We start from the raw sequence: 26,119 nt of genomic DNA on the forward strand, positions 1-26,119 counted from the left end.
CAAAACAAAGTGTCTGACACTTTGTTTTGTCCCACCCTCTTATTTATTTTCTTTCCAATTTTCCAACTAACCAACCTTAAATCACATCAATATACTTTCAATAAATATAGTTGTTTCTTTGGCTAGGTCAACCTCTTTAACTTCAAAATCATCGCCACCATAAGTGTGGTGATCAATTGTAAAAGTACGAACAATAGGTCTTTGTGGCAGACCGCGATGCTGCGCTACAACAACACCAGTCTCGCCAGTCGTTAATTTCACTTGACTTCCGGTAGGGTAAAATGCGATTGAACGTAAAAATTTCCAAACTACATTATGATCGAAATAAATATTAGACAACCCCATAATACGTTCACAAGCTTCGTGCGGAAGTAACGCTGCACTCCCATTCGTTGCTGTAATTAAATTATCATAATGATTGGCAACAGCAACGATTTTCGATAAGAAATGAATATCTTCCCCTTTTAATTTCCTCGGAAATCCTGTTCCATCGACATGCTCATGATGCGTTAATGCTACATGTGCTGATAAAGTACTTATATCTTTTATTTTTCTTAAATAATTAAACCCTTTCCACGTATGATCACCTTGAAACTCTTCGTCTTCAAGTTTAGAATTTAATCCTTCTGCTTCTTGTTGTTCTGGCAAAACCTTCCCTAAATCATGCATAAGCGCTCCAATTGCTAGCTCTTGAATACGTTTTGGATCTAACCCTAATTGGATTGCAACGATAATAGAAATAATACAAACATTAACGGAATGTACAAACAATTCATTATCATTTGTACGTATATCAGTTAAATTTACTAACACATCTTTATTTTGTAAAATTTCATCGATAAGTTTACGAGCTGTATTTCCAACTTCTTGTGTATCAAAGTCTTTTCCACTTTGGATGAATTGGAAAGATTGTGAAAGTGTTACAATCGCTTCGTTTTTTGTTTTATCAGAGACTACTTCCTCGAGGGTAACGTCACTAAGCCGATCATCTTTTAAATAAACGGCATTTACTCCCATTCTTCTAAGTTTAGAAATTAATGCCACCGTTAGAGGTACTCCATCGTTTAAAAGCACTCGACCGTCACTAGCAAAAATATGTTTCCCTAACTTTTCCCCTTGTTGAATACGATCAATTGAAGTATATTTCATTAAAATTTCACTCCAAAAATTTTTAATTTTACCAGAAGTCTCTTTTCATTATAACCTAATTAAATACCGTTGCACTAAAATTTTTTACATACAAAACCTGAATGACGATATTCCATCACCATCTAGAATCAAAATTGGAGGTGGATTTTCTTTCACTTCACTGTAAACTTCTATCGAATTTTAGAGGCTCGTGAAAGAAAATCCACCTCCAAGTACCTATTTTCATACAAAACCCGAATGACGATATTTCGTCACCATCAAGAGTGACAAATGTCAATGATTAAAATTGTGGTTTTAATTTTGTACGTTTATTAACAAATTCATCTGCCCCAAGTGCGGCGATCGCGCCGTCTGCAGCTGAAATTACTGTTTGTTTGAACGGATTTCTCCTAGCATCGCCGCCAGCAAAAACTCCAGGTACATTCGTACGAAGATGATCGTCTACGACAATATAACCTTCGTCATCTCGACAAACAGCCTCCTCAATAAAGTCAGTACTTGATGGTGCCTTTGCTCCGACAGCAATAAAAACTGCTTTAGCAAGAATCTTACCTTCTGGAACAATTATTTCTTTAATGTCTTTTGTAAAATTAACTGAGATTACATTAGAACGAACAAACTTTGCCCCAAAATCCTTCGCTTGAGCTTGCATTCTTGTTAATAATTCAAATCCAGTTACTTCTTCACGTACTCCTGGGTATTTAGCAATCTTCTGAGTCAAAGCTACTTGCTCAGACTTAGCGGCCTTATCAATAACTAAGGTGCTAAGTTTGGCACTCGCCGAATATACCGCTGCTGAAGCTCCAGCAGCATCTCCGCCAATCATAACAAAATCATATACAGTATTTAAAACATCTTTATCTAATTGTTCGAAAACTTCAGCTTCGACAGTTGAATTGTTTGTTTCAGATGGAATTTCCTTGTTTACTTCGTCATCAATTCCTAATGCTTTTTTAAATTTCTTTTCTTGAAATCCTAAAATTAACTTCCCATTGACATACGTTGCTGGAGTCCCAAAGATTTTATTTTTTCGTAATTGGTCAAAATATTCTTTATGTAAAGATACGTTACGTTCTTCGTATTCAATTCCCCACTTTTCTAATTGGGTTTTTACCTTTTCACAATATGGACAACCTGTACTAATATAAACAATTACTTCAAACTTTGCCATAAGTTCCCCCTCCTAGCTTTTCCTCAAAGACTATTCTCCTCGTTCGCAAAAGCACCCGCCTTTTTTCATAAAAACCATCATGACGAAGCATCGTCACCATCTAACATGAAAAGGTGGATACTTTCCCTCACTTCGCTGTGACCTTCTATCGAATCTCAGAGGCTCGTTCACGAAAGCATCCACCTTTTTTCATACAAAACCTTCATGACGAACATCGTCACCATCTTGAATGAAAATGTCGGTCGCTTTACTCTCGCTTCGCTGTAAACTATCGAATTTAAAGTTTTTGACTAATTATATCATATTAAATATATATAATAGTCAATATTAAATAAAAATTATTATAAATAACATTATATACTATACATATATTTCTTCTAAAAAAATAAAATACCTTCTAAAAAAATCTATTTTCGTATATTACATTTAACACTGTAAGAACCTTTTAAATATAGGAATGTTATGAAAGTTACTGAACTTATGTTATGATGTACATGTAATTCTCCTTCCAGTAATCGATAATCATTATCATTTAAAACTATTACATTGAGGTGTTACGTATGTTTATATCAAAAAGTTCCTATCAAAATTTATTAAACGAAAAAGAAGACATTAGCACGAAGCTGAAAGAAACTGAAAATAAACTACAGCAAAAAGAGCAAGCAATTAATCATTTTTTACAAACCTTAGATAAAGATTTAGCAAGTATTTTGAAACAACATGACTCAGTCAATAATCAGCACAACATGTTGTCTGAACTTGTTGGAAAAATTAAGTTTCGTTTTGAAAATGTAAATGAAATTAGTATTCAATCTAGTAATAACTCCGTAGAAACTACAAAAAAAGGTACATCTTTAATAGAATCATCTGATAACATGCAAGAAAAATCAAAAGAAGGTCAAGAAGCAGTAGAGAAAGTTCGCAAACTTATACATAAATTAGGAGATGAGGCAAAACAAACTTCTGCAAGTATGACACAACTCGGATCCCGCTCAAAAGAAATTGAGGGAATTGTAAATGTCATTAATGACATAGCTGAGCAAACAAATTTACTTGCTCTTAATGCTTCTATTGAGGCCGCCCGTGCTGGTGAACACGGAAAAGGATTTGCAGTTGTTGCTGATGAGGTGCGGAAATTGGCTGAAAATACTTCTGAAAGTACACGCTCAATTTCTACTTTAATCAATCATATGAAACAAGATACTGAGAAAGCTTTAAATGATTCCCACACTAGTTTAGTAGCTATAAAAGAAGGAATCTCTTTAAGTGATCAAACATCACAAAGTATTAATAGTATAATAGAAGCTATTAATTATGTACAAAATAATGTAAATGATTTGATTAATTGTATCGAAGAACAAAAAGTTTATAGTAAAAATGTGATGGAGCAAGTTCATTTGACAACAGAAGTATTTGAAGAAGCCAATCAAATGATCATAAAACATATAGAAGACGCAGAAGTTGTTGACATCAAATTACAAGAAGGAATTAACGGATTAAAAACATTTGAACGTTAAAAAAATGAGCTCGATAACGAGCTCATTTTTTTATTGCATTATTAGCTTGCTTTCTTCTGAACGTTTGAAGCCATATTATAATGATTTTCAAAGAAATCATTTGTTTCTCTTACAACAACCTTACTTAATAGAATAAGGGCAACTAAGTTAGGGATCATCATAAGTGCGTTCGCCATGTCCGCAAAAGCCCAAACGACTGTTAAACTTGCGATTGCACCAATTCCTGTTGCAAAAATATAAACTCCACGATAAAGTAAAATTCCTTTTGTACCTACTAAATACTCAAAACATTTCTCACCGTATACATACCAACCAACAATCGTCGAGAAACCGAAGAAGATAACTGAGAAGGCAACGATATATTCTCCAACAAGTCCGAGTGTAGATGCGAAGGCTGCTGTAGTTAACGCTCCACCGTCAAGACCTGCTTCATGTGTAATCCCTGATATAAGCCCGCCAGTTGGATCCCAGAACCCTGTAATAACAAGAACTAAGCCAGTCATTGTACAAACGATAATGGTAACGATAAATGTACCAGTCATCGCTACTAACGCTTGCTTAACAGGGTGATCTGTTTTCGCATTACCAGCAATTAAAGCTGCTGTACCTAAACCAGCTTCATTTGAGAAAATACCACGAGCTACCCCGTTACGAATTGCTTCGGATACAAGAACCCCAATAAATCCACCAGTAGCTGCAACTGGATTAAACGCATAGTAGAAAATTAATTGAAACGCAGGAATTATTTGATCATAATTAACAGCTAAAATGATAAGGGCTCCAGTAATATATAAAACTGCCATAATTGGAACGAAAAAGCTTGCTACTGAACTAATTCGTTGAATACCACCAAAAATAATTAATCCCGCTAAACCAGCTAATAAAATACCAGTAATAATGTTACTTACACCAAATGACGTTTCCATAACACTAGCAATGGTGTTCGACTGAACACTGTTACCGATACCAAGTGCAGCAAATGCGCCAAATACTGCAAAGGCGATCGCTAGCCATTTGAATTTCTTTCCTAAGCCTCTTTCAACATAATACATCGGTCCACTTGAATATTCACCGTTTGCATTCTTCACACGATATTTCATCGCTAGTAACGCTTCTGCATATTTTGTAGCCATACCTAGTAAACCAACAATCCACATCCAGAAAATTGCACCAGGTCCACCAAGTGTTATCGCTGTTGCTACACCGGCAATATTACCGTTTCCTATTGTTCCTGCTAATGCAGTCATTAATGCTTTAAAATTACTTACATCCCCTTCATCTTTAGAGCTAGCTTGTCCCTCTTTTGTAAAAGCAAGCTTGAAGGCATATATTAACCGTCTAAATTGAAGCCCTCTTAACATCACTGTAAGTAATAGGCCAGTCCCAAATAATAGGATCAAACTTGGTGTTCCCCATAGTACACCATTAATTCTGTCTAAAATTGCTAAGATATCCATCTGTTCCCCTCCAAAATGTGAACGCTTTCATTTTTATTACTTTGTAATTCTAACACTTTTGTGAACAATGATTGTTGTGAGATTTCTAAAAAATAATTTGATCACTTTGTGAAATTTCACAAATAAAAAGTTCTCATCAGTTATTTAAATACAAAACCGTCATGACGATTTATCGTCACCAACTATTATGAAAAGGCGGATACTTTCCCTTACTTCGCCGTGACCTTCTGACGAATTTCAGACGCTCGTTCACGAAAGTAGCCTCCTTTTCATACAAAAACTTCATGACGATATAGCATCACCAACTAACATGTAAAAGTCGAAAGAGGTCCTTACCAACTAACCAACAAATCAACTGACCAACTATTGTAATTTAAAATAAACTTATATGTATACTCTTTATTATGTATAATAGTAAAGCTATCATTTTATTAAGGAGAAATTTCACATGAATCATTACCCGTTAAATAAAGATCCATTTAAAGAAACGTTTGGCAGTTTAGAAAATTTAGTAGATAAAATTAGTGATGTTTTACAGTGTCCTGTAACGATTGAGGATGCCAATCATCGCCTATTAGCGTATAGTTCACATGAAGGTCAATCTGACAAAGCTAGAGTCGACACGATCATTGCTAGAAGAGTACCGGAAAAAGTGATTAACAGCTTATGGAGAGCAGGTATTATCCCTAAGCTCAATCAAAGTAATGATCCGGTTCGCATATCCGAAATTAATGACATTGGCCTTGGCGATAGAGTTGCTACAGCAATCGTCTCCAAAAACGGTATATTAGGATATATTTGGGTACTAGAAATTGATAAGCGACTTTCAGAGGAACAATTTTCATTATTAAAACAAGCTGCCCAAACAGCAAAAAACCAATTATTACAAGTACAAGTTCGCAAAAAAAAGAAACAAGAGGGCCACCAAGAACTATTCTGGCAAATTTTAACTGGTCACTTAAAGTCACATGAAGAAATTAAAGAAAAGATTGAGCAGTTTGGCCTCCCTCCATCTTTACCAGCTTCAGTTATCATATTTCAATTCAAGGATGAAATTACACCTAAGATTGAAAGCCATATCTCATATATGGTGACGACGACTCAACAACTACGAATAACGTTTTTTGTAATTAGTCGACACGAGTTAATATTATTAGGTTCCCCACTACAAGGAAGTGAAGATAAATCAGCGACCGTTAACTTTATCGAAGATTTTATTTCACAAATGGGTAAGCGCTTTAAGGTAAATAACATTCAAGGTGCTTGTGGTAGTTCATATGATACTTATGAAAAAGTAGAAAAAAGTTATCATGAGGCGATAACCGTTTTGAATATAAAAAATCAATTCCCACAAGAAGTAGGGGATACTTATAGTTATCAACAATTAGGAATATATCGTTATTTAGAAGTACTTTTAAAGAAAAAGCAAGAAGATGGATACGAAAATGCTACCCTAAAAAAACTAGGGGAATATGATGGAATAAATAAAACTCAATTATTAGAAACACTTGAAATATACTTAAACAATGATAGTAATGTCAACGATGCCGCCAAAGAACTTCACATTCATACAAATACGTTAATTTATCGCTTAAAAAGAATAGTAGAAATTGCTGATATAGACCTTAAAAACCCAAATCAAAAAATGACTTTGTATTTAGATATTAAACTAAATAAATTAATATAGATGTAAAAGTTGGACAGTAAAGTGCGTTTGTAGAATTACACAAACGCACTTTGTTTATTTTTCTTTTCTTAACAATGTAATTTTATTGTTTAAAAACTATACTTTGTTTTGTAAAGTCATTGTTGATTACCAAGGAGGATGAAACTTATGTTAATTGGAGTACCTAAAGAAATTAAAAATAACGAAAACCGTGTTGCCATCACACCCGCTGGTGTAAACACTTTTATGAAAGCTGGTCATGAAGTAATTATTGAAACTGAGGCTGGAGTTGGAAGCGGTTTCAATAATGAAGATTATATTACAGCTGGTGCAAAAATCGTTGATACTGCAGCCGAAGCTTGGTCTGCTGAAATGGTGATGAAAGTAAAGGAGCCAATCGCACCTGAATACGATTATTTCCGTGAAGGACTTATCTTATTTACTTACTTACACTTAGCAGCTGAGCCTGAACTTGCTCGTGCTTTAACAGAAAAAGGTGTAACTTCTATCGCCTACGAGACAGTTGAAACAAATCGTACATTACCACTACTTACACCAATGAGTGAGGTAGCTGGTCGTATGGCTTCACAAATCGGTGCACAGTTCTTACAAAAATCAAACGGCGGAAAAGGAATTCTACTAGGTGGTATTCCTGGCGTTAAGCGTGGAAAAGTGACTGTTATTGGTGGTGGTGTCGTTGGAACGAATGCTGCTAAAATTGCGATGGGACTTGGCGCTGACGTAACAATTATTGACCTAAGTCCAGAGCGTTTACGTCAATTAGACGATATTTTCGGAAATGACATTCAAACATTAATGTCTAACCCACTAAACATTGCTCAAGCTGTTGCAGAATCAGATTTAGTCATCGGTGCAGTATTAATTCCTGGTGCAAAAGCTCCTAAACTAGTAACAGAAGAAATGGTGAAAGCAATGTCACCTGGTTCTGTCATTGTTGACGTAGCGATCGACCAAGGTGGAATTTTTGAAACTGTTGACCATATTACAACACATGATAACCCAACATATGACAGACACGGTGTTGTTCACTATGCGGTTGCTAATATGCCTGGTGCCGTTCCTAGAACGTCTACGATCGGTTTAACAAACGTTACCGTACCTTATGGATTACAAATTGCAAATAAAGGTGTTAAAAAAGCAGTTACAGAAAATCCTGCACTTTACCCTGGGGTTAATACAGCTAATGGCCATATTACTTACGAAGTAGTGGCTAAAGACCTTGGCTACGATTATGTATCTGTCGAAGAGGCTCTTGAAAAAGAAACTACAACTGTTTAATAAACTAATAGAAAGAAAGGGCCAACATAATTTAAACGTTAGCCCTTTCTTTTTTATTATATAAAAAGTTTTTAAAAGAAGCTTAAATTATTACTACATTTTAAGGGGTAATGAAATGAACAATGAAAGTTATCGCGACACATGGACAGAAATCTCACTAAGTGCTATTTATGAAAATACGCATACATTTAAAAATCACATTTCAAAAAGAACTAAATTAATGGCGGTCGTAAAAGCTGACGGTTACGGACACGGAGCTGTTGAAGTGAGTAATACCGCGTTAAAAGCAGGAGCAGATTATTTAGGGGTTGCTATATTAGATGAAGCTATCGCTTTACGTGAAGCAGGAATTTCAGCTCCCATTCTCGTTTTGGGATATACTCCAATTCGATCAATAGAAACGGCTGTACAAAATAATATTTCTTTAACAGTTTATTCGATGGAGGTTTTAAAGAAAGTTAATACTATTTCTAGTAAACTAAATAAAATAACCAAAATTCATATAAAAGTTGATACAGGGATGGGGCGAGTTGGAGTCACCTCCAAAGAGGAAGCGCTTTCTCTAGCAGAAATGGCAGAAGAAGCTCCTTATGTTCATTTAGAAGGACTATTTACTCACTTTGCAAATGCTGATAGTAATGATGACAATTATACTGATCAACAGTTTTCTAGCTTTCAGAACGTTATTCGTTATTTAAAAAACCATCATATTGAAATACCAATTAAACATTGTTGTAATAGTGCAGCAACGATTTGTAACCAGAACATGCACTTAGATATGGTTCGAGTAGGGATTAGCCTTTATGGCTTATACCCATCAAATGACGTTAAAAACACAGGATTTCCTTTAAAACAAGCTATGCACTTTAAAACGAAAGTATCTGCTGTAAAGCAAGTCCCAGCTGGAAGAATGATAAGTTACGGTTGTACTTTTTCAACGGATAAAACTACTAATATAGCAACCATCCCTGTCGGCTATGCTGATGGTCTCTCTCGATTGCTCTCAAATAAAGGGCAATTTTTAATAAAAAACAAACAAGTGCCAATTATCGGACGCATTTGTATGGATCAAACGATGTTAGATGTGACTCATCTCCCTACTATTGACACCGAAACAGAAGTAACGATCTTCGGTAGTTCCGATACGAGCTTTATTTCCATTGATGAAGTAGCAGACCATATGGGAACGATTAACTATGAGGTCGTATGTTTAATTGGTAAACGAGTCCCCCGAGTTTATCTTAAAACTGCAGGAAGAAAACCATTAACAAACGCTAATGCTGTTCTTGTCTAGTTTGCGAATGGTTTTTGATGTACAAGTTTTACAAATACTGTAATTCCTGTACGACAATCGATGTTGTGTTGCGCACTCTACCCATTTTTCCGGACATGAGAGGCCTTATTTCATAGATTTGTTGAGTTTTTGCTATTTGGCGGACACCAGAGCCCTTACTCCCTCTAAATCAGCAGTTTTTGCTTCGTTTTTTACTAAATAAAGGCTCTCATGTCCGGTAATTCTTAAAATTACGTTTTTGGGGTGAAATAACGTCCCTGGTGTCCGCTTGGATCTGTATGTTGAATTTTCAACCTAGTTATAAGTAAAAACCATTTAAACCCTTATATAAAAAACATAAAAAGACTAACAAATTGGTTGAAATTTGCTAGTCAAATCAAGTTAAATTTTTAATGTTTACGATAGGTAACGGAATCAGTTATCCTTTCGGAAACCCCTTTTCGTTGTTACATTATTTTTTAAATACAGTTATTCCAACGAGCCCTTGTTTTTATCTGTTAATTCAAGATAAATACTGCGACTCGGAAAAGCGACAGAAACTCCTTCTTCTTCAAGGATTTCCATAATTTTAAAATTCACATCTTCTTTTACTGATAAGAATTCTCCCCACACCGTTGTTTTTGTAAAGAAATAAAGGAAAATTCCTAAACTACTGTCATCAAACTTGTCAAAGCGAACAAAAATTAAATCTTGGTCGATATCTGAATGACTTTTTAACATTGCCTCGATTTTTTGCACACATCTTTCTAACTTTTCTTTCGGAGTGCTATATGTAACACCTAAATGGAATGTAATTTGCCTTTTCCCCATTTTCGTCCAGTTAGTGATCGGTTCATTAGATAACGTTGAATTAGGTACAGTGACTATTGCATCTGCAAATGTTCGTACTTTTGTACTTCTAAATGTTATTTCTTCGACTGTCCCTTCTACACTAGGAGTTTTTATCCAATCGCCAATTGAAAACGGCTTTTCCGTAATAATAACGACGCCCCCAAATAGATTTTTGATCGCGTCTTGTGCAGCAAGAGCAAACGCAAGACCCCCTAACCCTAATCCGGCCACAAAGCCGTTAACATCATAGCCCCACTCACCTGCAATAATACTTACCATTAATGCAATGATGACGAGACGTGTTAACTTTGATAAAAACGGTAATAGGATTTCGTCTACCTCGATATCCAATTTAGAACTTACCCTTCGAAACATGACTGATGAAGAAGCTGATAAATTAAATAATCCATAACCAATTAATAAAATAATAAAAGAGCGATAAATTTGTAAAATTAAATCATCCGTTTTTTGTTCTAAAGGTAAATACATAAGCGAAAGGTAAAAGCCTAACCCTACAAAAAATAAACGTAAAGGACCTTCGAAAGCAACGAAAACATTCGTTAAAAATTCTGTCGGACTTTTTTTCGCTAATTTCAATAACAGTTTAAAAAAGTATTTCGTGAAAACCTTTCTAAACACATGGAAAATAATAAAAATTGCTAAAGCAATCCCGATCTCTTCCCATTGTGTTAACCATTCGTAACGTGATAAAAATTGTTCAATCATGGAGCTAACAACCTCACTTTATTTTCATACAAAACCTTCATGACGATAAACGTCACCATCTAATATGGAAAAATGTCGGTCGACTTTCTTTCGCTTCGCTGTAAAGCTACTGACCTCAATCACATCATGCCTCACATCTAAGCATAGGCTTCGTGTTGCTTTGCGACGAGTAATCGCAGGAGCAACCTCTATCGACCTTTAGAGGCTCACTCAAGAAAATCGACCGAGCATTCTTTTTTCATACAGAACGCTCATGACAATATATCGTCACTATGTAACATCCAAAAGTCCGGTCTTTCCTTTCCAACTATCCAACTAACCAACAACCCAACTGTCCTACTTTTTATTGCTTATTTATAAATGATATACTTCTAAGCTATTTAGTGCAATCATTTTAAAATGCACTTATCTGAGTGAATTACATAACATAATTGACTAAACTGAACCTTTCCCTACTTTTGAATAAAGGTCTAATATTTTATCCCTTTTATATGTTTTAATAAAATGAAGTAACTCTGCCTCATATAATGGTTTAGAAAGAAAATAACCTTGTATCTCGTTACACCCCATCTCTTTTAACATTAGTAATTGTAATTTAGTTTCTACACCTTCGGCGATGACGTTTAAGTTTAGACTATGAGCCATAGAAACAATACTTTCCAGTAGTTTATAGCTTTTATCATTCGTTTCAATGTCCTTAATAAAACTCCTGTCTATTTTTAACGTGTCAATCGGCAATGACTGAAGATAACTTAATGATGAATAACCAGTTCCAAAATCATCAATAGATACAGTAATTTTTTTACCTTCTAATATTTTTAATAGTTTTTTAGCTTGTTGTTCATCATGTAATGCTGACTCGGTTAGTTCAATTTCTAAATTGCTCGGGTCTAATCGGGTTTCATTTAAAACTTGATCAATTATTGGGATAAAATATTCTTCCTTAAATTGTAGTGCAGAAATATTAACAGAAATTTTTAAATCGACGAAACCTCGTTCAACCCACTCTTGCCGTTTTTTGCATGACTCTTCTAATACCCAACTACCTAAGCTATAAATTAAACCAGTAGTTTCAGCAGTTGGAATGAATTTTATCGGTGAAATTGTTCCCATTGTCGGATGCTCCCACCTTACAAGGGCTTCAGCGCCAACAATTTCTCCAGTTGTTATTGAGACTTTCGGTTGATAAACTAGCTGTAACTCATTTCTTGAGATTGCAAATTTCAATTCGTTTTCTAGTACATGAATTTCATTATACGACTGACTCATATACCTCTCATAATAAACAACCTTTTTATATCCATTTGATTTAGCTTCATTCATCGCTGTTTCTGCAAACTGAAGAAGTTGCTCAAACTGAAGGTGGTCGTCCGGGTATAAGCTAATACCTATACTTGTTAGTAGAAAAAATTCATATTGCTCTATTTGAAAAGAAGTGTTAATGCTGCTCATTATTTTATCAGTTAATTTATTTAAGAACTTTTTCTTTCCTGAATAAGGAATGTAAGCAACAAATTCATCTTTCGTCGCCCTCGCTAAAAAACCGTTACTCGTTTTGATTGTTTCTTTAATGCGAACTGCGTATTGTTGGAGTACAATGTCCCCAATATCGTGTCCTAATTGGCTATTCAAGTTTTTAAAGCGATCAATGTCAATATAAAGTATTGCATAATGCTGAACTCCAGCATTTAACTGTTGGTTAACATACTCCTTTAAAAAGTTCAGATTAGAAAGTTTTGTTAACGAATCAAAATAAGCTAGTTCATAAATCTTTTGGTCTGCTAATTTTTGTTTTGTTACATCTGTCATAATGCCAATATAATTTACAAACTCTTTATTTTGATTGTATACAGGGGTTATACTCAAATGATTCCAAAATTGACGACCACTTTTATGATAGTTTAATATCTCTATTGATATTGGGCGTTTATATTCAATCGCCTCTTCTAATTTTCTACGAGCAGTAGGTGAAGTTTTTTTTCCATATAGGAAACTTAAATCACATCCTAACACTTCTTCTTCACTATAACCCGTTGTTTTTTCAAAGCCTGGGTTAACATAAATCATTTTAATACCTTGGTGAACCTCTTCTGATATAAATACGCCTAAATCTAAACTATTGATAGCTGTTACTAATTGATTATTTTTTCTCAATGCTTGTTCAGACACGTACCTTACCAATTTATGTTCTTCTATTTCTTCTTCAAAAGCTGAAGCAACTTCATTAAAAGCTATACCTATTTCATTTAATTCATCCTTTGTTTTTATGTTAACCCTTGCCTTAAAATTGTGCCTCTTCCACTTTTGAACAGCAGACTGGAATTCATAAATTGTTTCCATTACCGATATATAGACTGCCCCAAAAAATAAATAAAGGACGAGTAATAAACCTAACGAAAATAAAATTAAAAACCATTGAAGCATTTGATTATTACTAAAGTAAAAAAAAGCTACTGACGTTGTAATTAAAATGGGGGCAACAATGACTAGTGAGCCGAAAAAGAACTTTTTCGGATAAGAATAACTACTAATTTTTTCAATTAAAAAGCGCGGTATCATACGCCTAAGCTTATTCATTTACAATCCACCTTTGCATTAATGAATTTCATAATTGAAAATTACGCCATCAAGTTCTATATGTAGTTGGGTTAAGTCTCTCGAAACTACATTTAGTTTGATACGGCTATACTCAAGTAATTATGAAATTCACTCACTTAAAAAGCAATTTTATTATTATATCTATTATTTCAGAAATGAAGGGTTAGTTTGTGAAATTTACGTGACAATTAAACATTTCTCTTAACAAATTAAAATAAATATACTACACAATATTCAAACTTTTATCTTTATTCGTATTTATTTTCATTACAATTAATGTTTTAATAGTACTATGGGAGTTATTTAGAGATATTATTATATAAAGGCTGTTCCACTCTTTTGCTTTAAAACAGAGAACTGGAATATTAGGGGGGAAAGGGATGTATGTGATAACGGCAAATAACATTTCAAAAAAATATATATCAGGAAACGATAAAAATGTTTTGTTCGACGACATGTCACTTCATGTTCACGAAGGGGAAATTGTCTTCATTTCCGGAGATTATGGTAGCGGAAAGACCACTTTACTAAAAATGATCGCTGCGATGACACCACCTAACCATGGAAAGATTAAAGTTTTAGGCAAGGACTTATTAACGATTCAAAAACGTTCAGATTGGCGCCTGAAGCATATAGGTTTTTTAACAAAAGAAGATTCTTTAATCCCTTACTTAACTGTGAAACAACATTTACTTATGGGGCTTGAAGATACAGCTTCAGATTTTGAACTATTTAGTGAGGATGCAAAATATATTTTAACGATGGTTGGAATTAGCGAAGACCAACTTAACCAATTCCCAGAATCTTTAACAAAAGTTGACCGTTTAAAGATCACTCTTGCTAGGGTTTTAATGGGAAACCCTCGTCTTTTATTGTTAGATGAATTAACAAGCGAGTTAAACGAAGAACAGCGTTTTGAATTATATCGAACAATCGTAGAATTTTCACGATTACAAAATATCACCATTATCCTTACTGGGGAAAACGAAAGTTGTGATATCGCTGATCGAATGCTTAAGCTGGAAAACGGAAAACTTATGGAGGTTAATGATAACACTAAGTTTATTTTACATTAAAACGAATGTAAACGCTTACCCTCATCTGTAAATAGTAAAGGGGCTGTCCCGTAAGTGTCTGTTACCATGAAGAACATACTAATATAGTCGGATAAATTTGTTATCCGGCTATATTTGGTGATGCCTAACGGTGTCTGACACTTTTTTTGGACAACCCCTTTTACAGCGAACTCGTTTCAGCAAGCTGAAACATCAAGAAATCAGGTGGAGTCGCGACTCCACCTGATTAAAAGTTCCCACCTACGCTACGCGTTGAAGTGAGGAACTATAACCCTTAAACCATTTAAGGATAAAATTACAATGCTAAAATTGCGTAAGCAACTCCGATAACACCGATTAGTAACAATATATATACTGGTTTTTTCGGCATTTCTCCGTTACTTTCCATCGCTTTACCGAACATAAAGAACACTAATGGATGAACTAAAAACGGCATTGAGAAAATAAATGGAATTAACGCAGATGCATTTTCTCCAAACATTCCTTCTTGAACTGCTGCAAATAATCCAAAGTGAGAAATAGCTGCAGTTTGTGCCATAGCTGCATAATCCATTGGCATTACACTAAAAGATAACAGTGTTAATCCTCCAAACACCGCACACAGCTGCCACCCAAAGGAAAACTGCATTAAAGCTTTCACTTCTTTATTATCTTGCCCACTTGCATTACGTAAATTTTTCAATGAAAGTACTGTTAAGAATATACCTACGGCAACAATGATAGCTGCAGGACCTAACATTAATGAACCTCTTTCAGCACTCATCGCAAGAACTGAGAATACGAAAACATGACCGAAAAATGGTATGTTAATCATTATCGGTGCACGACTAGCGGCTACCTTTCCTAAGTCACCTGCTGTACAAGCACCTGTTAAACCTGAATGCGACAAAGCTCCTGCCATTCCTGGTGCTAAATTTCGAACGTTCGATGTACGTGCAAAATACATTAGTAAGGCAATACCACCAAACATCCATAATAATTGTCCAAAAAATCCGTAGGCAAGAACTGAATTCATACCTTCAATTGAGAAGGCTTCACCGATTCTAGAACCACCAACCATAAAGTTAGCAGCAAGAACCACTGGAATACCGGCAAAAAGTAAAGATTTAATCGTTGGCCCAAAACTGTACTTATAAAAAATTGCCCCGATAGCAGCTGCAATAAGCATCGCAAAGAAGATTTGCGGTAATGCAATGATCGGTCTAATTAACGTAGCTATATAGAAAGATAGTAATAGAACCCCAACAATCGCTACGATTTCCATAACTCCTTTACGAATATATAAGTGCTTGTTACTAATTTTTGCTTTATTGTCAATTAAAATAATTGAGCCGACGAGACCAATATAGGCAATTAGAGGATAATAGCGACTCAACTCACCAGCATTTAAACCTAAAATTAACCTTACTAAGCCTTCGATACCTAATAATAAGAAAAACGATCGAAAAATAAAGACAAACTGTGTTCGTGTCGTTCCAAGTATCGTTTCTTCAGCTGATGGAACAATCATGTCCTCTCCTTCAAGATCTTTTCCACCGAGAATTTTCCGTAACTCTTGTCCACCGACAAAAAAGGAAACGATTAAAGCAATCGTTGTCGTACCGGCAATAAAGTTGACTAACGGAAATTCAGTTAACCCTGGAGTTGCTACTCCACTCGCCATCAGTACGTACCCCATCGTTAATCCAAAAATAACAATAATTAAAATTGGTGAATAACGTGTACCTGCGACTACGGTTCTTGAAATAAGAACCATCGGAATTAATAAAAATAGTGTTAACCAAAAATGATTTAACATTTGCATACTGCCAATTTGTTCTATAATGGCTTCCATAAAAGTAATTACTCCCCTCTTCCTCATTACATTATTAATATTATTTTTTGCATACCGTTGTCTATAATACACTTTTTTATTAATAACGTAAATGGAAGATCTATGGAAACATCTGATGACCTGTTAATTAAGAATTTTCTAAATCTTACTATTAAAAATTGTTCATTGCCAACATTACTCCGACAAATAAAATAACCCCATAAACTAAAGCAATTAAACGTTGTTTCCTTAACTTAATAGTTTCTCTTTCCCGTTGGAGCCTGCGAATAAGGTCGTCAATCATAATATCACTGTTAGGTAATAGCCACCACTTTTGAAATATGACTGTATATGAATATGGATGAGTTTCATTTAAAATGTCTTTTGCACGACTTAGTACTATAGTGGCGTCACTCCCGCCTAATTTATAAGAGAGATAATACTTAGAGTCGGCTTCAGATTGTTTAATAAACTTTACTTTATGTTGCTTTAACGACTTTTCAATCAGCGATACTAATTCTTTTTCTGAAATATCAACAATCGTATATCCTTTTCCTTCCTTAAAATAAATATACAGAAGCCAAATGACAACAACTGGAATTAACACATAATAGAAAGCTTTTATGTACTGAAATTCATTTTGCAAGTTTCTTACTGGTAAAACGAGAAGAAAAAGTAATGCAAACCAACGATAAAGTCTTGAATCACTTGGAAACACACCATTTCTTCGAAACAATCGAACTTTGTCATAAAGGCCAAATAAACCGATGACAAGAAGTACTGGTATTACAAACATATAAATATTCATCGAAAGTCTCCCTTTTTAAAAATAATCTCTGCTAAATTATACACTAATCTTCTATGTAGAAAAAACTTATATCACGGAAATTATTGTTGAAGTATACATACAAATGCAAAAAAGGCGGACGATTTCCTTCTCTTCGCCGTGACCCTCTAACGAATCTCAGACGCTCGTTCGCAAAAGCACCCACCTTTTTCCTTACAAAACGCACATGACGTCCATTCCGTCACCATCTAATACGGAAAAGGCGGATGATTTCCTTCTCTTCGCTGTGACCTTCTATCGAATCTCAGAGGCTCGTTCACGAAATCATCCGCCTTTTTTCATACAAAACTTGCATGACGATAAACGTCACCATCTAACATGAAAAGTCGGGTGGGTGTCCTAACCAACTAGCAACTAACCAACGAACAAACTAGGTACATCTATTTTTTTTGATTAAGTTTTTCATCGATTACTTTATCTATTATTTCATCGCGATCGCGGTTTTTCGTCTGTTTGTAGGCTTGATGGGTACTAATTGCTGCACCAGCTGCGATTATTCCATTTGCTATTCCGTTAACAGTAAACCCTAGCGTAAAGCCGCTTGCAATGACCCCAGTAAATAATAATATCCATACAATTAACCAATCTTGCACTTTCGGCGTTCTCTTCAAAGCATACCCTATAATCATTAAAGCTGGCACAACGATTGCTAACTGCTCACTAACTTCAACTTGAGCGAAAATATCGGCAAGCATTACCTTCACCACCTTTTTTACTAATCTATTCAAAAAATGGCCACCGGGAACGGCATACTACTTATTTTCACTTTCTTTAAATTCACTTATGAGTAAATAGCCCAAACATATCGCTATATTTATACATATGATATGCTGAGAAATCTTGTGCAGAGGTGATAATAGTATGAGTAAGAAAAAAGACAATTTACCTAACCCTTTTAACGAGCAACCTTTAGGAGGTTTACTTAAATCGATCGATGGCTTTTTCCAAAATGCTTTTCAAAATTTTCAATTTGTAGGTGGTTTTCCAGTTTACGAATATGAAACGGAAACTCATTATATTATTGAGGCTGAGTTACCTGGAGTAAAAAAAGAACAAATCAATTTAGATATTTATAGTAATCAAATTAAAATTAGTGTGGAAAGTTCTGAAGTTATCGAAGAGAAAGACGACAAGCACCATGTATACAAAAGTTCTAATTCATTTCAAAGGGCTGAAAGATATATTATTTTACCGTTCACTATCTCCCAAAAAGATGTTAAAGCTTCTTATCGCAACGGATTATTAAAAATAATGATCCCGAATAAAAAGAAAAGGATCGAAATTGAGTAATTTTATTTCAGTAAGGAAGTGATTTTATGTATTATCGAAACCAACATCACCCGTTTCCATTTTATCCACAACAGCAGATGCATCCTTATCATTTCCAAGGTCAATACCAACACCCTTATGGATACCATGGACCATATTATCCGCCGATGCCCTATCAGCAACCAAATCCACAATGGCAAGGGCCACCGCCAAGTACACAAGGGCAAGGAAACCCAGGGCAGCAACAACAAAACCCAGCGCCACAACAGCAAAACCTAGCGCAGGCTCCCTCTTCTCCCTTAGGTTTCTTTACTGGACCAGATGGAGCCTTTAATTTTGAAAAGGCGATTAACTCATTTGATCAAGTAATGAAAACGGCAAATCAAGTAACACCGATCATGAAGCAACTCGGTTCACTTTTTCCTCAAAAAAAATGAGGGTGTTCGTTATAACACCCTCATTTTTTATAGTCCTAATCTTAACGCTAATACAATAACTGCAATGGCTGGAATGGAACTAATCATTGCAAAACCTAAAAAAGTTAATCCAGTAATGCGTAATTTTTCATGTGGTTCTAACTTAGCCACAAATGGATTGTTCCTTTCACTAATAACACCGATGACACCGATTATCCATATCACTACAATAGCTATTACATATCCCATAACTAGTTTACCTCCTAAAACATATCTAAAATAGCGATAACAATTAAAATAACTGGAATCACTTCAACAATAGCTATCCTTACAAACATTTGTGTTTGTACCTTATTAACTGTTTTATAATCTTTTTGTTTTATCGCTTCAACTATTTTTGCCATTGATAATTTATACACTATCAAAATACCAAATACACCGATAATAGCCGCAATTAATAACAATATTTCCATTCATAGCCCCCCTATTGTGTACCTATTCAATCATACGTTTTGTCCCTATTCTATGTTAAAATTTAAATAACAAAAAAGCAATAAAAAACATTCAAGCAAGTCACTGACAAAAATTCACACAGAAAAGGAGCGCTTCTTAATGAACGAAACCATTACACTGTTACAAAGTCACAGTTCAATTAGAAAATTTAAAGATCAACAACTATCGGATGAACAAATAACTGAGATCATCCAAAGTGCACAAATGGCTGCTACTTCAAATTTCATTCAAGCTTATACGATTATCGGGGTTAAAAATAGAAACACGAAAGAAAAGCTCGCCGAATTAGCAGGCAATCAGCCCTATGTTGCTCAAAATGGACATTTCTTCGTTTTTTGTGCGGATTTCAATCGCCACAACCTCGCTGCTCAAATTGAAGGACAAGACGAACCTTTAGCTTTACATAGTACAGAGAAATTTTTAGTAGCAGCAGTAGATACTGCACTCGCTGCTCAAAACGCAGTAATAGCTTCGGAATCGATGGGGCTTGGTACCGTTTATATTGGAGGAATTAGAAGTAATATTAAAAAAGTGAGTGAATTGTTAAAGCTTCCTAAGCATGTCGTGCCAATCGTAGGTCTTGCTGTTGGATACCCTGACCAGCAACCAGATACTAAACCACGATTACCACTAGAAAATGTATATCACGAGGAGCATTACGAGGAAAACGATACGCTCATTAAAGAGCAACTATCCACTTATAATCAGGTCATTTCTGCCTATTACTCTGAAAGAACAAATGGAGAAAGAAAAGATCGTTGGACCGAACAAATAACAAAAATGCTTACGGTTGAAAAACGAAAAACTTTAAAAAGCTTTCTAGAAGAAAAAGGATTTTTGTTAAAATAAAAGTATATGAAGCGGTGCTGACAAGTTAAGGTACTGCCTTGTAAATAATGTTACGGACATTGCTGTCCGTAACAATGGATTTTAACACTAACATGGATTTATGTATTTAACTGAGCAACCTTTGCGTTTTCTTTCTGAAATGTGATCTCAAACGTTGTTCCTTGACTACTAGTGTCAATCGAAATCTCAGCTGAATGCCTCGATGCGATACTGTAGCAAATCGCCATTCCTAAACCGGTACCATTTTCTTTCGTCGTGAAAAATGGTGTACCCATTTTCTCTAATACTTCCTCCTTGATGCCACAACCTTCATCTGAAATTTGTAAAATAACATCATCATCTTTTTCGAAAGTTCGGATCGTTAATGTCCCCGTATCTTTCATCGCATCTAAACCATTTAAACTTATATTTAATAATAATTGGCGAATTTCTTGTTCATCAATATACAATGGTGGTATTTCTTTAAGGTCTAACACAATCGTATTATTCGTCATTAAAGCTTCAGCTTGAATTAAAGGATATATGACATGAATGATTTTATTAAGGTCCTGCTCTTTTTTGTTCGTTACTTTATCTTTTGCTAACGTTAAAAACTCTGTAATTATTCCATTAGCCCGCTTCAGTTCATCTAGCATTAGCTTTAAGTAATTATCTGAAATCGGTTTGCCCACTTCATTTTTTGCGATTTGTAAAAAACCAATGACTGTTGTCATGGGGTTTCGAACCTCATGAGCAATTCCAGCTGCCATCTCACCAACTAAATTTAAATGGTCTAAGCGTGAAAATTCTTTTTCTAATTTTGTTTGTTCCGTTATGTCAGTAATCGTACTTAATACACACACTTCCCCCTTAACGTAAATTGTTTCCGTCGATAACAGCCCAACACGCGTACCCCCGTTCTTTGTCGTATAAGTAATTTTTTCGTTGTTAATATTCCCGTCTAAATCGACATCTATTTCTTCAGTTGAAATCAACTCATCATCAAGCCCATTTAACTCCACAACGTCATAACCAGTATGCTCACACCAACTTTGATTGACACTTAAATACCGTTTATCAGATTTACAACGAAGACTCATTAAATTAGGACTAAACTGAAAAACTTTTTCAAATAGTTGTTGGCTTACTTTTAGCTCTTGATTCGTTTTTACGAGTTCTTTCGTTTTCTCGGTAATTATCGCTTCTAAATTGTTGTATTTATCTTGAAGGTTTTTTTGGTCTTGTTTTAACTGTTGTTGTTGCATAACAACCTCATTTTTCTTCCGATATAAATCAACAAACACTTCTACTTTACTTTTTAAAATATCTCTATTAAACGGTTTGAATATGTAATCAACAGCACCAGACGAATAGCCCTCCATAATATTTTCATGGGCTTTACTTAGCGCAGTGATAAAAATGATCGGTATATGCGCTGAGCTTTTCCTTTGCTTAATAAGCTTAGCTGTTTGAAAACCGTTCAAACCAGGCATTTGAACATCTAATAAAATAACAGCAAAGTCTGTCTGTAAAACGTGTTTCAATGCTTCTTCTCCAGATTGCGCAGAAACTAAATAATAATCCTCTTGTGATAAAACAGCTTCTAGCGCAATAAGATTTTCTCGTTTATCATCGACAATTAATATGTTTGCTTTATTTTGCTTCCTCATACTCGCTCCCCACAATGCTTTATTAATTTTTTAACAGATCCGTTTTTTAAGGTTACTTCGTACGAACACATTTAAGCATTAATGACCTTTTTTAAGAAGTTTATTATTAGCGTCTACTTCTAAAATCTTATCTGAATAACTACTGCCGATTAATGATTCTTTACTCCCTAAGCCTAAATATCCTCCTTCAGTTAGACTTTCGTAGAATAGTTGAAACACCCTTTCCTTTAACTGTTTATTAAAATAGATGATGACATTTCTACAAATGATGATATGAAACTCATTAAAAGAGTGATCAGTAGCCAAGTTATGATGAGCAAAAACGATATTCTCCTTTAAAAAGGAATGTATTGTAGCGAATTTTTCATCACAACTATAATACTTTGAAAACTCTTTTGTCCCCCCGGAAGCTAAATAGTTTTTCGTATATTGCTGCATTTTTTTCAATGGAAATTTTCCTTCTTTTGCTTTTTCAAGAATTTGTTCATTAATATCTGTTGCATAGATGATCGATTTTTCATACAAACCTGCTTCGTGTAACAAAATCGCCATCGAGTATACCTCTTCGCCTGACGCACAACCGGCATGCCAAATTCTAATGTGCCCAACGTCTTTAAGGTAAGGTATCACCGATGAGCGAAACGCTCCAAAAAAACTCGGGTCTCGAAACATCTCTGTTACCGTTATCGAAAGCACATTCGATAAACCTTCCATTAACTTCGGGTCATAAAGGATTTTCCCTTGCAGCTCAGAAATGTTTTCAATGTTTAAGCGTTGGGTATAGTAATGAATTCTTCTTTTAAGCGACGAATACGCATAATTACGAAAATCATATCCATATTGGCGATACACCGCTTCTAATAATAATTCAATTTCTATCTTTTCAATTTCTTCACATTTATTAATATCTCCTACCTCCCAACTATTTTTGTACCCAAATTTTAATTAAAGAGAGGAGTTGTTCCATATCAACAGGCTTACTAATATAATCAGTTGCACCTGCTGTTATACATTTCTCGCGGTCATGTTTCATTGCTTTAGCTGTTAAGGCGATGATCGGTAAGTCTTTTAATTGATCGTTGTTACGAATTTTTGTCATTGCTTCATACCCATCCATCTCCGGCATCATTATATCCATTAGGACTATATCTACATTTTTATCACTTAAAATATCAATTGCTTGGTTTCCATTTTCAGCAAAAATGACATTCATGTTTTGTCGTTCCAAGGCACTCGTTAAAGCAAAAACGTTACGCATATCATCATCGACTATTAGAACATTTTTGTTTTCCAAATCTTCATTTACATCTTCTGTTATGCTGTCCTTTATCTGCTCTAAGTTGTCATCAGAAATTTGCGAAGGGGCTTCTTCTATCATTAACTGCTCTTCCTCAGTTGCAGCAACTAATAAACTTGCATTTTCAGTTTGGTTATTTTCATAGTCTGGTAAATATAAAGAGAACGTACTTCCCTCGTTTTCGACACTCTCAACGGTTACGTATCCTCCCAGCAATTGTGAAAGTTCACGACTGATCGACAATCCTAACCCAGTACCTCCAAATTTGCGTGATGTTGTGCCGTCTACTTGACTGAAAGCTTCAAAAATGAGATTTTGTTTATCTTTAGCAATACCAATCCCCGTATCAACGACAGAAAAAATCATTTTCGAATTCGTTTCTTTTGTACCTGGTTCGACACTTAGTGTGACACTTCCTTTATTTGTAAACTTAAAGGCATTGGATAGAAGATTTTTCAGTATTTGTTTTAGGCGCTGATCATCTGTGAAAATAGTAGATGGAGCATTCTTATCTATAACAATATCAAAATCTAACCCTTTGTACTTAGAAACAGGTGAAAATTGTCTTTCTACAAAAGCTTTTATATCGTTCAATTGCAATTGCTCAGGGTAGACCTCGACCTTTCCTGATTCAACTTTGGCTAAATCTAAAATATCGTTAATTAAGTTTAATAAATCTTTTCCGGATGAATGGATCGTTTGCGCATACTCCACTTGTTTTTTCTGTAAATTACCTGTGTCATTTTCAGCTAAAATTTGCGATAAAATCAGCATACTATTTAGTGGTGTTCTTAGCTCATGAGACATATTCGCCAAAAACTCTGATTTATATTTAGAACTTAATAAAACTTCTCTATTTTTGTGCTCAAGATCTTCTTTAATGATCTCGAGTTCATTTGATTTCTCTTCTGTACGCCTGTTTTCTTCATGTAATTCTTCGTTGATCGTTCTTAATTCTTCTTGTTGTTGCTGTAACTCTTCCGATTGTGTTTGCAATTCTTCTGTGAGCGTTTGTGATTCGGATAATAATCTTGCAATTTCCATATGGTTAGTAATACGGTTTAAATTCGGTCCTATCGAATTACATACTTGTTCAAGGAGGCGCCTTTGTAATGGCGTAAACGAACTAAACTTCGCCAATTCTAATACACCTATGACCTTGTCATCGAACTCGATCGGAATAATGATTAAAGATGTAGGTGTCGCACTTCCTAAGCCTGATTTTATATCAATATATCCTTCTGGTACTTTTTCGAGCACAATGATTTCGTTGTCTGCAGCACACTGACCGACAAGTCCTTCACCTAACTGGAAGCATTTCTTACCTAAATTGCTTTCAGCATTAGCAGCATAAGAAGCAATCTCAGAAAAGCTTTTTTTATTTTCATCTTGAAAATAGAAGGCACCGAAAGCCGCTTCAACGTTAGGGGCAAGATTTGTTAAAAATAAATTGCCGAAAGCTTCTAATTTCTGTGAACGTTGAATTTTTGTAGCTAAGTCTCCAAATTTTGTTTTTACCCAGTTTTCTTCTTCTAACGATTTTTTATAGTTCTTCTCATTTGAAGAAAAATTCTCTAATGCCACAGCCATTTCATTGTAGGCAGTTGCTACTTCACCAAACTCATCTTTTGTCACTTCCATACGTGGAAGGTTTTCAAAGGAATTGTGAGGTAATTTTCTCATTACGTTACGAACTCTATTGATAGATTTTGAAATACTTCTACTTAATATAAAAATAATGCTAAGAACGAGAATAAAACAAGCTATCGCCGACAATAAAAAGAAGGTTATTGTATTTTGATATGATTGGACCGAATTTTCTAAAGCTTGTTCCATAGATGCTTCTTCAAGTGTCGTTAAATGATCTAACCGATCAGCAATCCTATACCTCATTTCTGCGTTATCTTCGAGAAGTGTAACCCTAGCTGTTTCAAAATTACCTATTTTAACCTTTTCAACGGTAGCTTCTACCACTTCATAATAATTAGTCAATAAAAATTGTAATTCATTAACAACTTCAAAAGCTTTAGGGTCATCTGCAGTTAAATTTGATAACGTCTCTAAAGCAAGTATTGAACTCTCTTTTTCCGCCTCGATAGAAACGAGATAATTTTCATTTAATTCATTGGTTTCCATTAGAATGAGATCCCTTGTTAATCTAGCAGTATTTAGAGTATTACTTTCTAATAAGTTAGCTAGTCGCACTCGCTCAAAGTATTCATCCATGATATAATTCATATTTTTATTTTTATTATTAAACGTATAAAATACATTTGCGCTGATCAATAATAAAACCACTAACACAGTGCCTAACCCAATAAAAAGTTTTGTTTTTAATTTCATATTAGTGTACCTTTCTATCATTTATTTGGTCAAATATAATAAAATGTCCATAATTTTTTACTAGTTTTTATTTGATTCTACTATATTCGTTATTATGTTTCTAGTAATAATTCTAATTTAATAGAAAGTCATTATGCTGATATCTCTTTCATAGTGAATTTGCACGGTTATATGGAGTGTTGTAGTAATCCTTTGGGTCGCGTTGCTTCGTATTATGGGGGTGATGCGCAGTAAAACAGGGGGTGATGTGCAAATTAGTGTAAGTGCCCTAATCGTACGCTACATCAGCTAAAGGGAACGTAAGAATTTCTCGCGTGACGTAACCGAGCTTCTCATCAA

21 protein-coding genes are annotated in these 26,119 nt (G+C 34.8%); 8 read left to right on the forward strand and 13 right to left on the reverse strand.

The annotated features are described in order from the left end of the window. Positions 1 to 81: 81 nt before the first annotated feature. Together BKP35_RS17545 and BKP35_RS17550 are read right to left on the reverse strand one after the other, a co-directional pair. Positions 82 to 1,149, reverse strand: a complete 1,068-nt coding sequence (locus tag BKP35_RS17545; RefSeq protein ID WP_071314685.1) for an HD-GYP domain-containing protein — start codon at positions 1,147 to 1,149, stop codon at positions 82 to 84. 280 nt (positions 1,150 to 1,429) lie between these two features. Next, positions 1,430 to 2,320 (reverse strand): FAD-dependent oxidoreductase, encoded by an 891-nt coding sequence (locus tag BKP35_RS17550; RefSeq protein WP_071314686.1) that lies wholly within the window; start codon positions 2,318 to 2,320, stop codon positions 1,430 to 1,432. Between the two features lie 560 nt (positions 2,321 to 2,880). On the opposite strand from BKP35_RS17550, the gene BKP35_RS17555 reads away from it, so the two are divergent. Continuing rightward, positions 2,881 to 3,837, forward strand: a complete 957-nt coding sequence (locus tag BKP35_RS17555; protein WP_071314687.1) for a methyl-accepting chemotaxis protein — start codon at positions 2,881 to 2,883, stop codon at positions 3,835 to 3,837. Between the two features lie 41 nt (positions 3,838 to 3,878). Here BKP35_RS17555 and BKP35_RS17560 read toward each other — a convergent pair whose 3' ends face one another. Next, complete coding sequence (locus BKP35_RS17560; RefSeq protein WP_211274640.1) at positions 3,879 to 5,294, reverse strand: alanine/glycine:cation symporter family protein; 1,416 nt, start codon at positions 5,292 to 5,294, stop codon at positions 3,879 to 3,881. 448 nt (positions 5,295 to 5,742) lie between these two features. On the opposite strand from BKP35_RS17560, the gene BKP35_RS17565 reads away from it, so the two are divergent. From BKP35_RS17565 to alr, 3 genes are all read left to right on the forward strand, one after another. Beyond that, positions 5,743 to 6,981, forward strand: a complete 1,239-nt coding sequence (locus BKP35_RS17565; RefSeq protein WP_071314688.1) for a PucR family transcriptional regulator — start codon at positions 5,743 to 5,745, stop codon at positions 6,979 to 6,981. A 147-nt stretch (positions 6,982 to 7,128) separates the two neighbouring features. Further along, positions 7,129 to 8,259: an alanine dehydrogenase gene (gene ald / locus BKP35_RS17570; RefSeq protein WP_071314689.1), complete on the forward strand. Its 1,131-nt coding sequence runs from the start codon at positions 7,129 to 7,131 to the stop codon at positions 8,257 to 8,259. A 115-nt stretch (positions 8,260 to 8,374) separates the two neighbouring features. After that, a complete protein-coding gene (gene alr, locus BKP35_RS17575; protein WP_071314690.1) occupies positions 8,375 to 9,553 on the forward strand; it encodes an alanine racemase in 1,179 nt (392 codons plus the stop codon). A 468-nt stretch (positions 9,554 to 10,021) separates the two neighbouring features. Here alr and BKP35_RS17580 read toward each other — a convergent pair whose 3' ends face one another. Together BKP35_RS17580 and BKP35_RS17585 are read right to left on the reverse strand one after the other, a co-directional pair. Next, complete coding sequence (locus BKP35_RS17580; RefSeq protein ID WP_071314691.1) at positions 10,022 to 11,110, reverse strand: mechanosensitive ion channel family protein; 1,089 nt, start codon at positions 11,108 to 11,110, stop codon at positions 10,022 to 10,024. A gap of 435 nt (positions 11,111 to 11,545) precedes the next feature. After that, positions 11,546 to 13,687 carry an EAL domain-containing protein gene (locus BKP35_RS17585; protein WP_071314692.1) on the reverse strand — a complete coding sequence of 714 codons (2,142 nt, stop codon included), beginning with the start codon at positions 13,685 to 13,687 and terminating at the stop codon, positions 11,546 to 11,548. A gap of 401 nt (positions 13,688 to 14,088) precedes the next feature. Between BKP35_RS17585 and BKP35_RS17590 the strand changes: the two genes are divergently transcribed. Further along, positions 14,089 to 14,784, forward strand: a complete 696-nt coding sequence (locus BKP35_RS17590) for an ATP-binding cassette domain-containing protein (RefSeq protein ID WP_071314693.1) — start codon at positions 14,089 to 14,091, stop codon at positions 14,782 to 14,784. Positions 14,785 to 15,079: 295 nt separating this feature from the next. Here BKP35_RS17590 and BKP35_RS17595 read toward each other — a convergent pair whose 3' ends face one another. The 3 genes from BKP35_RS17595 to BKP35_RS17605 form a co-directional block, all read right to left on the reverse strand. Further along, on the reverse strand, positions 15,080 to 16,618 hold the full coding sequence (locus BKP35_RS17595) for a hypothetical protein (RefSeq protein ID WP_071314694.1): 1,539 nt from the start codon (positions 16,616 to 16,618) through the stop codon (positions 15,080 to 15,082). A gap of 151 nt (positions 16,619 to 16,769) precedes the next feature. Beyond that, entirely contained in the window at positions 16,770 to 17,405 is a 636-nt protein-coding gene (locus tag BKP35_RS17600; RefSeq protein ID WP_071314695.1) for a hypothetical protein, read from the reverse strand. Between the two features lie 419 nt (positions 17,406 to 17,824). Further along, complete coding sequence (locus BKP35_RS17605) at positions 17,825 to 18,172, reverse strand: phage holin family protein (RefSeq protein WP_245742002.1); 348 nt, start codon at positions 18,170 to 18,172, stop codon at positions 17,825 to 17,827. A 133-nt stretch (positions 18,173 to 18,305) separates the two neighbouring features. On the opposite strand from BKP35_RS17605, the gene BKP35_RS17610 reads away from it, so the two are divergent. Next, positions 18,306 to 18,734, forward strand: coding sequence for an Hsp20/alpha crystallin family protein (locus BKP35_RS17610; protein ID WP_071314697.1), 429 nt, complete (start codon positions 18,306 to 18,308; stop codon positions 18,732 to 18,734). Between the two features lie 26 nt (positions 18,735 to 18,760). Then, positions 18,761 to 19,150 (forward strand): YppG family protein, encoded by a 390-nt coding sequence (locus BKP35_RS17615; RefSeq protein WP_071314698.1) that lies wholly within the window; start codon positions 18,761 to 18,763, stop codon positions 19,148 to 19,150. A gap of 27 nt (positions 19,151 to 19,177) precedes the next feature. On the opposite strand, the gene BKP35_RS17620 is transcribed toward BKP35_RS17615, so the two are convergent. Together BKP35_RS17620 and BKP35_RS17625 are read right to left on the reverse strand one after the other, a co-directional pair. Beyond that, entirely contained in the window at positions 19,178 to 19,378 is a 201-nt protein-coding gene (locus BKP35_RS17620; RefSeq protein WP_071314699.1) for a hypothetical protein, read from the reverse strand. Between the two features lie 14 nt (positions 19,379 to 19,392). After that, complete coding sequence (locus BKP35_RS17625; protein ID WP_071314700.1) at positions 19,393 to 19,602, reverse strand: hypothetical protein; 210 nt, start codon at positions 19,600 to 19,602, stop codon at positions 19,393 to 19,395. 139 nt (positions 19,603 to 19,741) lie between these two features. Between BKP35_RS17625 and nfsA the strand changes: the two genes are divergently transcribed. Then, positions 19,742 to 20,491 carry an oxygen-insensitive NADPH nitroreductase gene (gene nfsA / locus BKP35_RS17630; protein WP_071314701.1) on the forward strand — a complete coding sequence of 250 codons (750 nt, stop codon included), beginning with the start codon at positions 19,742 to 19,744 and terminating at the stop codon, positions 20,489 to 20,491. 98 nt (positions 20,492 to 20,589) lie between these two features. Here the strand turns inward: nfsA and BKP35_RS17635 are convergent, their stop codons facing one another. The 3 genes from BKP35_RS17635 to BKP35_RS17645 all read right to left on the reverse strand — a co-directional run bounded on the left by BKP35_RS17635 (position 20,590) and on the right by BKP35_RS17645 (position 25,780). After that, positions 20,590 to 22,140: an ATP-binding response regulator gene (locus BKP35_RS17635; protein ID WP_071314702.1), complete on the reverse strand. Its 1,551-nt coding sequence runs from the start codon at positions 22,138 to 22,140 to the stop codon at positions 20,590 to 20,592. Between the two features lie 78 nt (positions 22,141 to 22,218). Next, on the reverse strand, positions 22,219 to 23,046 hold the full coding sequence (locus BKP35_RS17640) for a CheR family methyltransferase (RefSeq protein WP_071314703.1): 828 nt from the start codon (positions 23,044 to 23,046) through the stop codon (positions 22,219 to 22,221). Positions 23,047 to 23,062: 16 nt separating this feature from the next. After that, positions 23,063 to 25,780 (reverse strand): response regulator, encoded by a 2,718-nt coding sequence (locus BKP35_RS17645; protein WP_071314704.1) that lies wholly within the window; start codon positions 25,778 to 25,780, stop codon positions 23,063 to 23,065. Positions 25,781 to 26,119: the final 339 nt, after the last annotated feature.

The organism is Anaerobacillus arseniciselenatis, assembly GCF_001865995.1.
Lineage (GTDB): Bacteria > Bacillota > Bacilli > Bacillales > Anaerobacillaceae > Anaerobacillus > Anaerobacillus arseniciselenatis.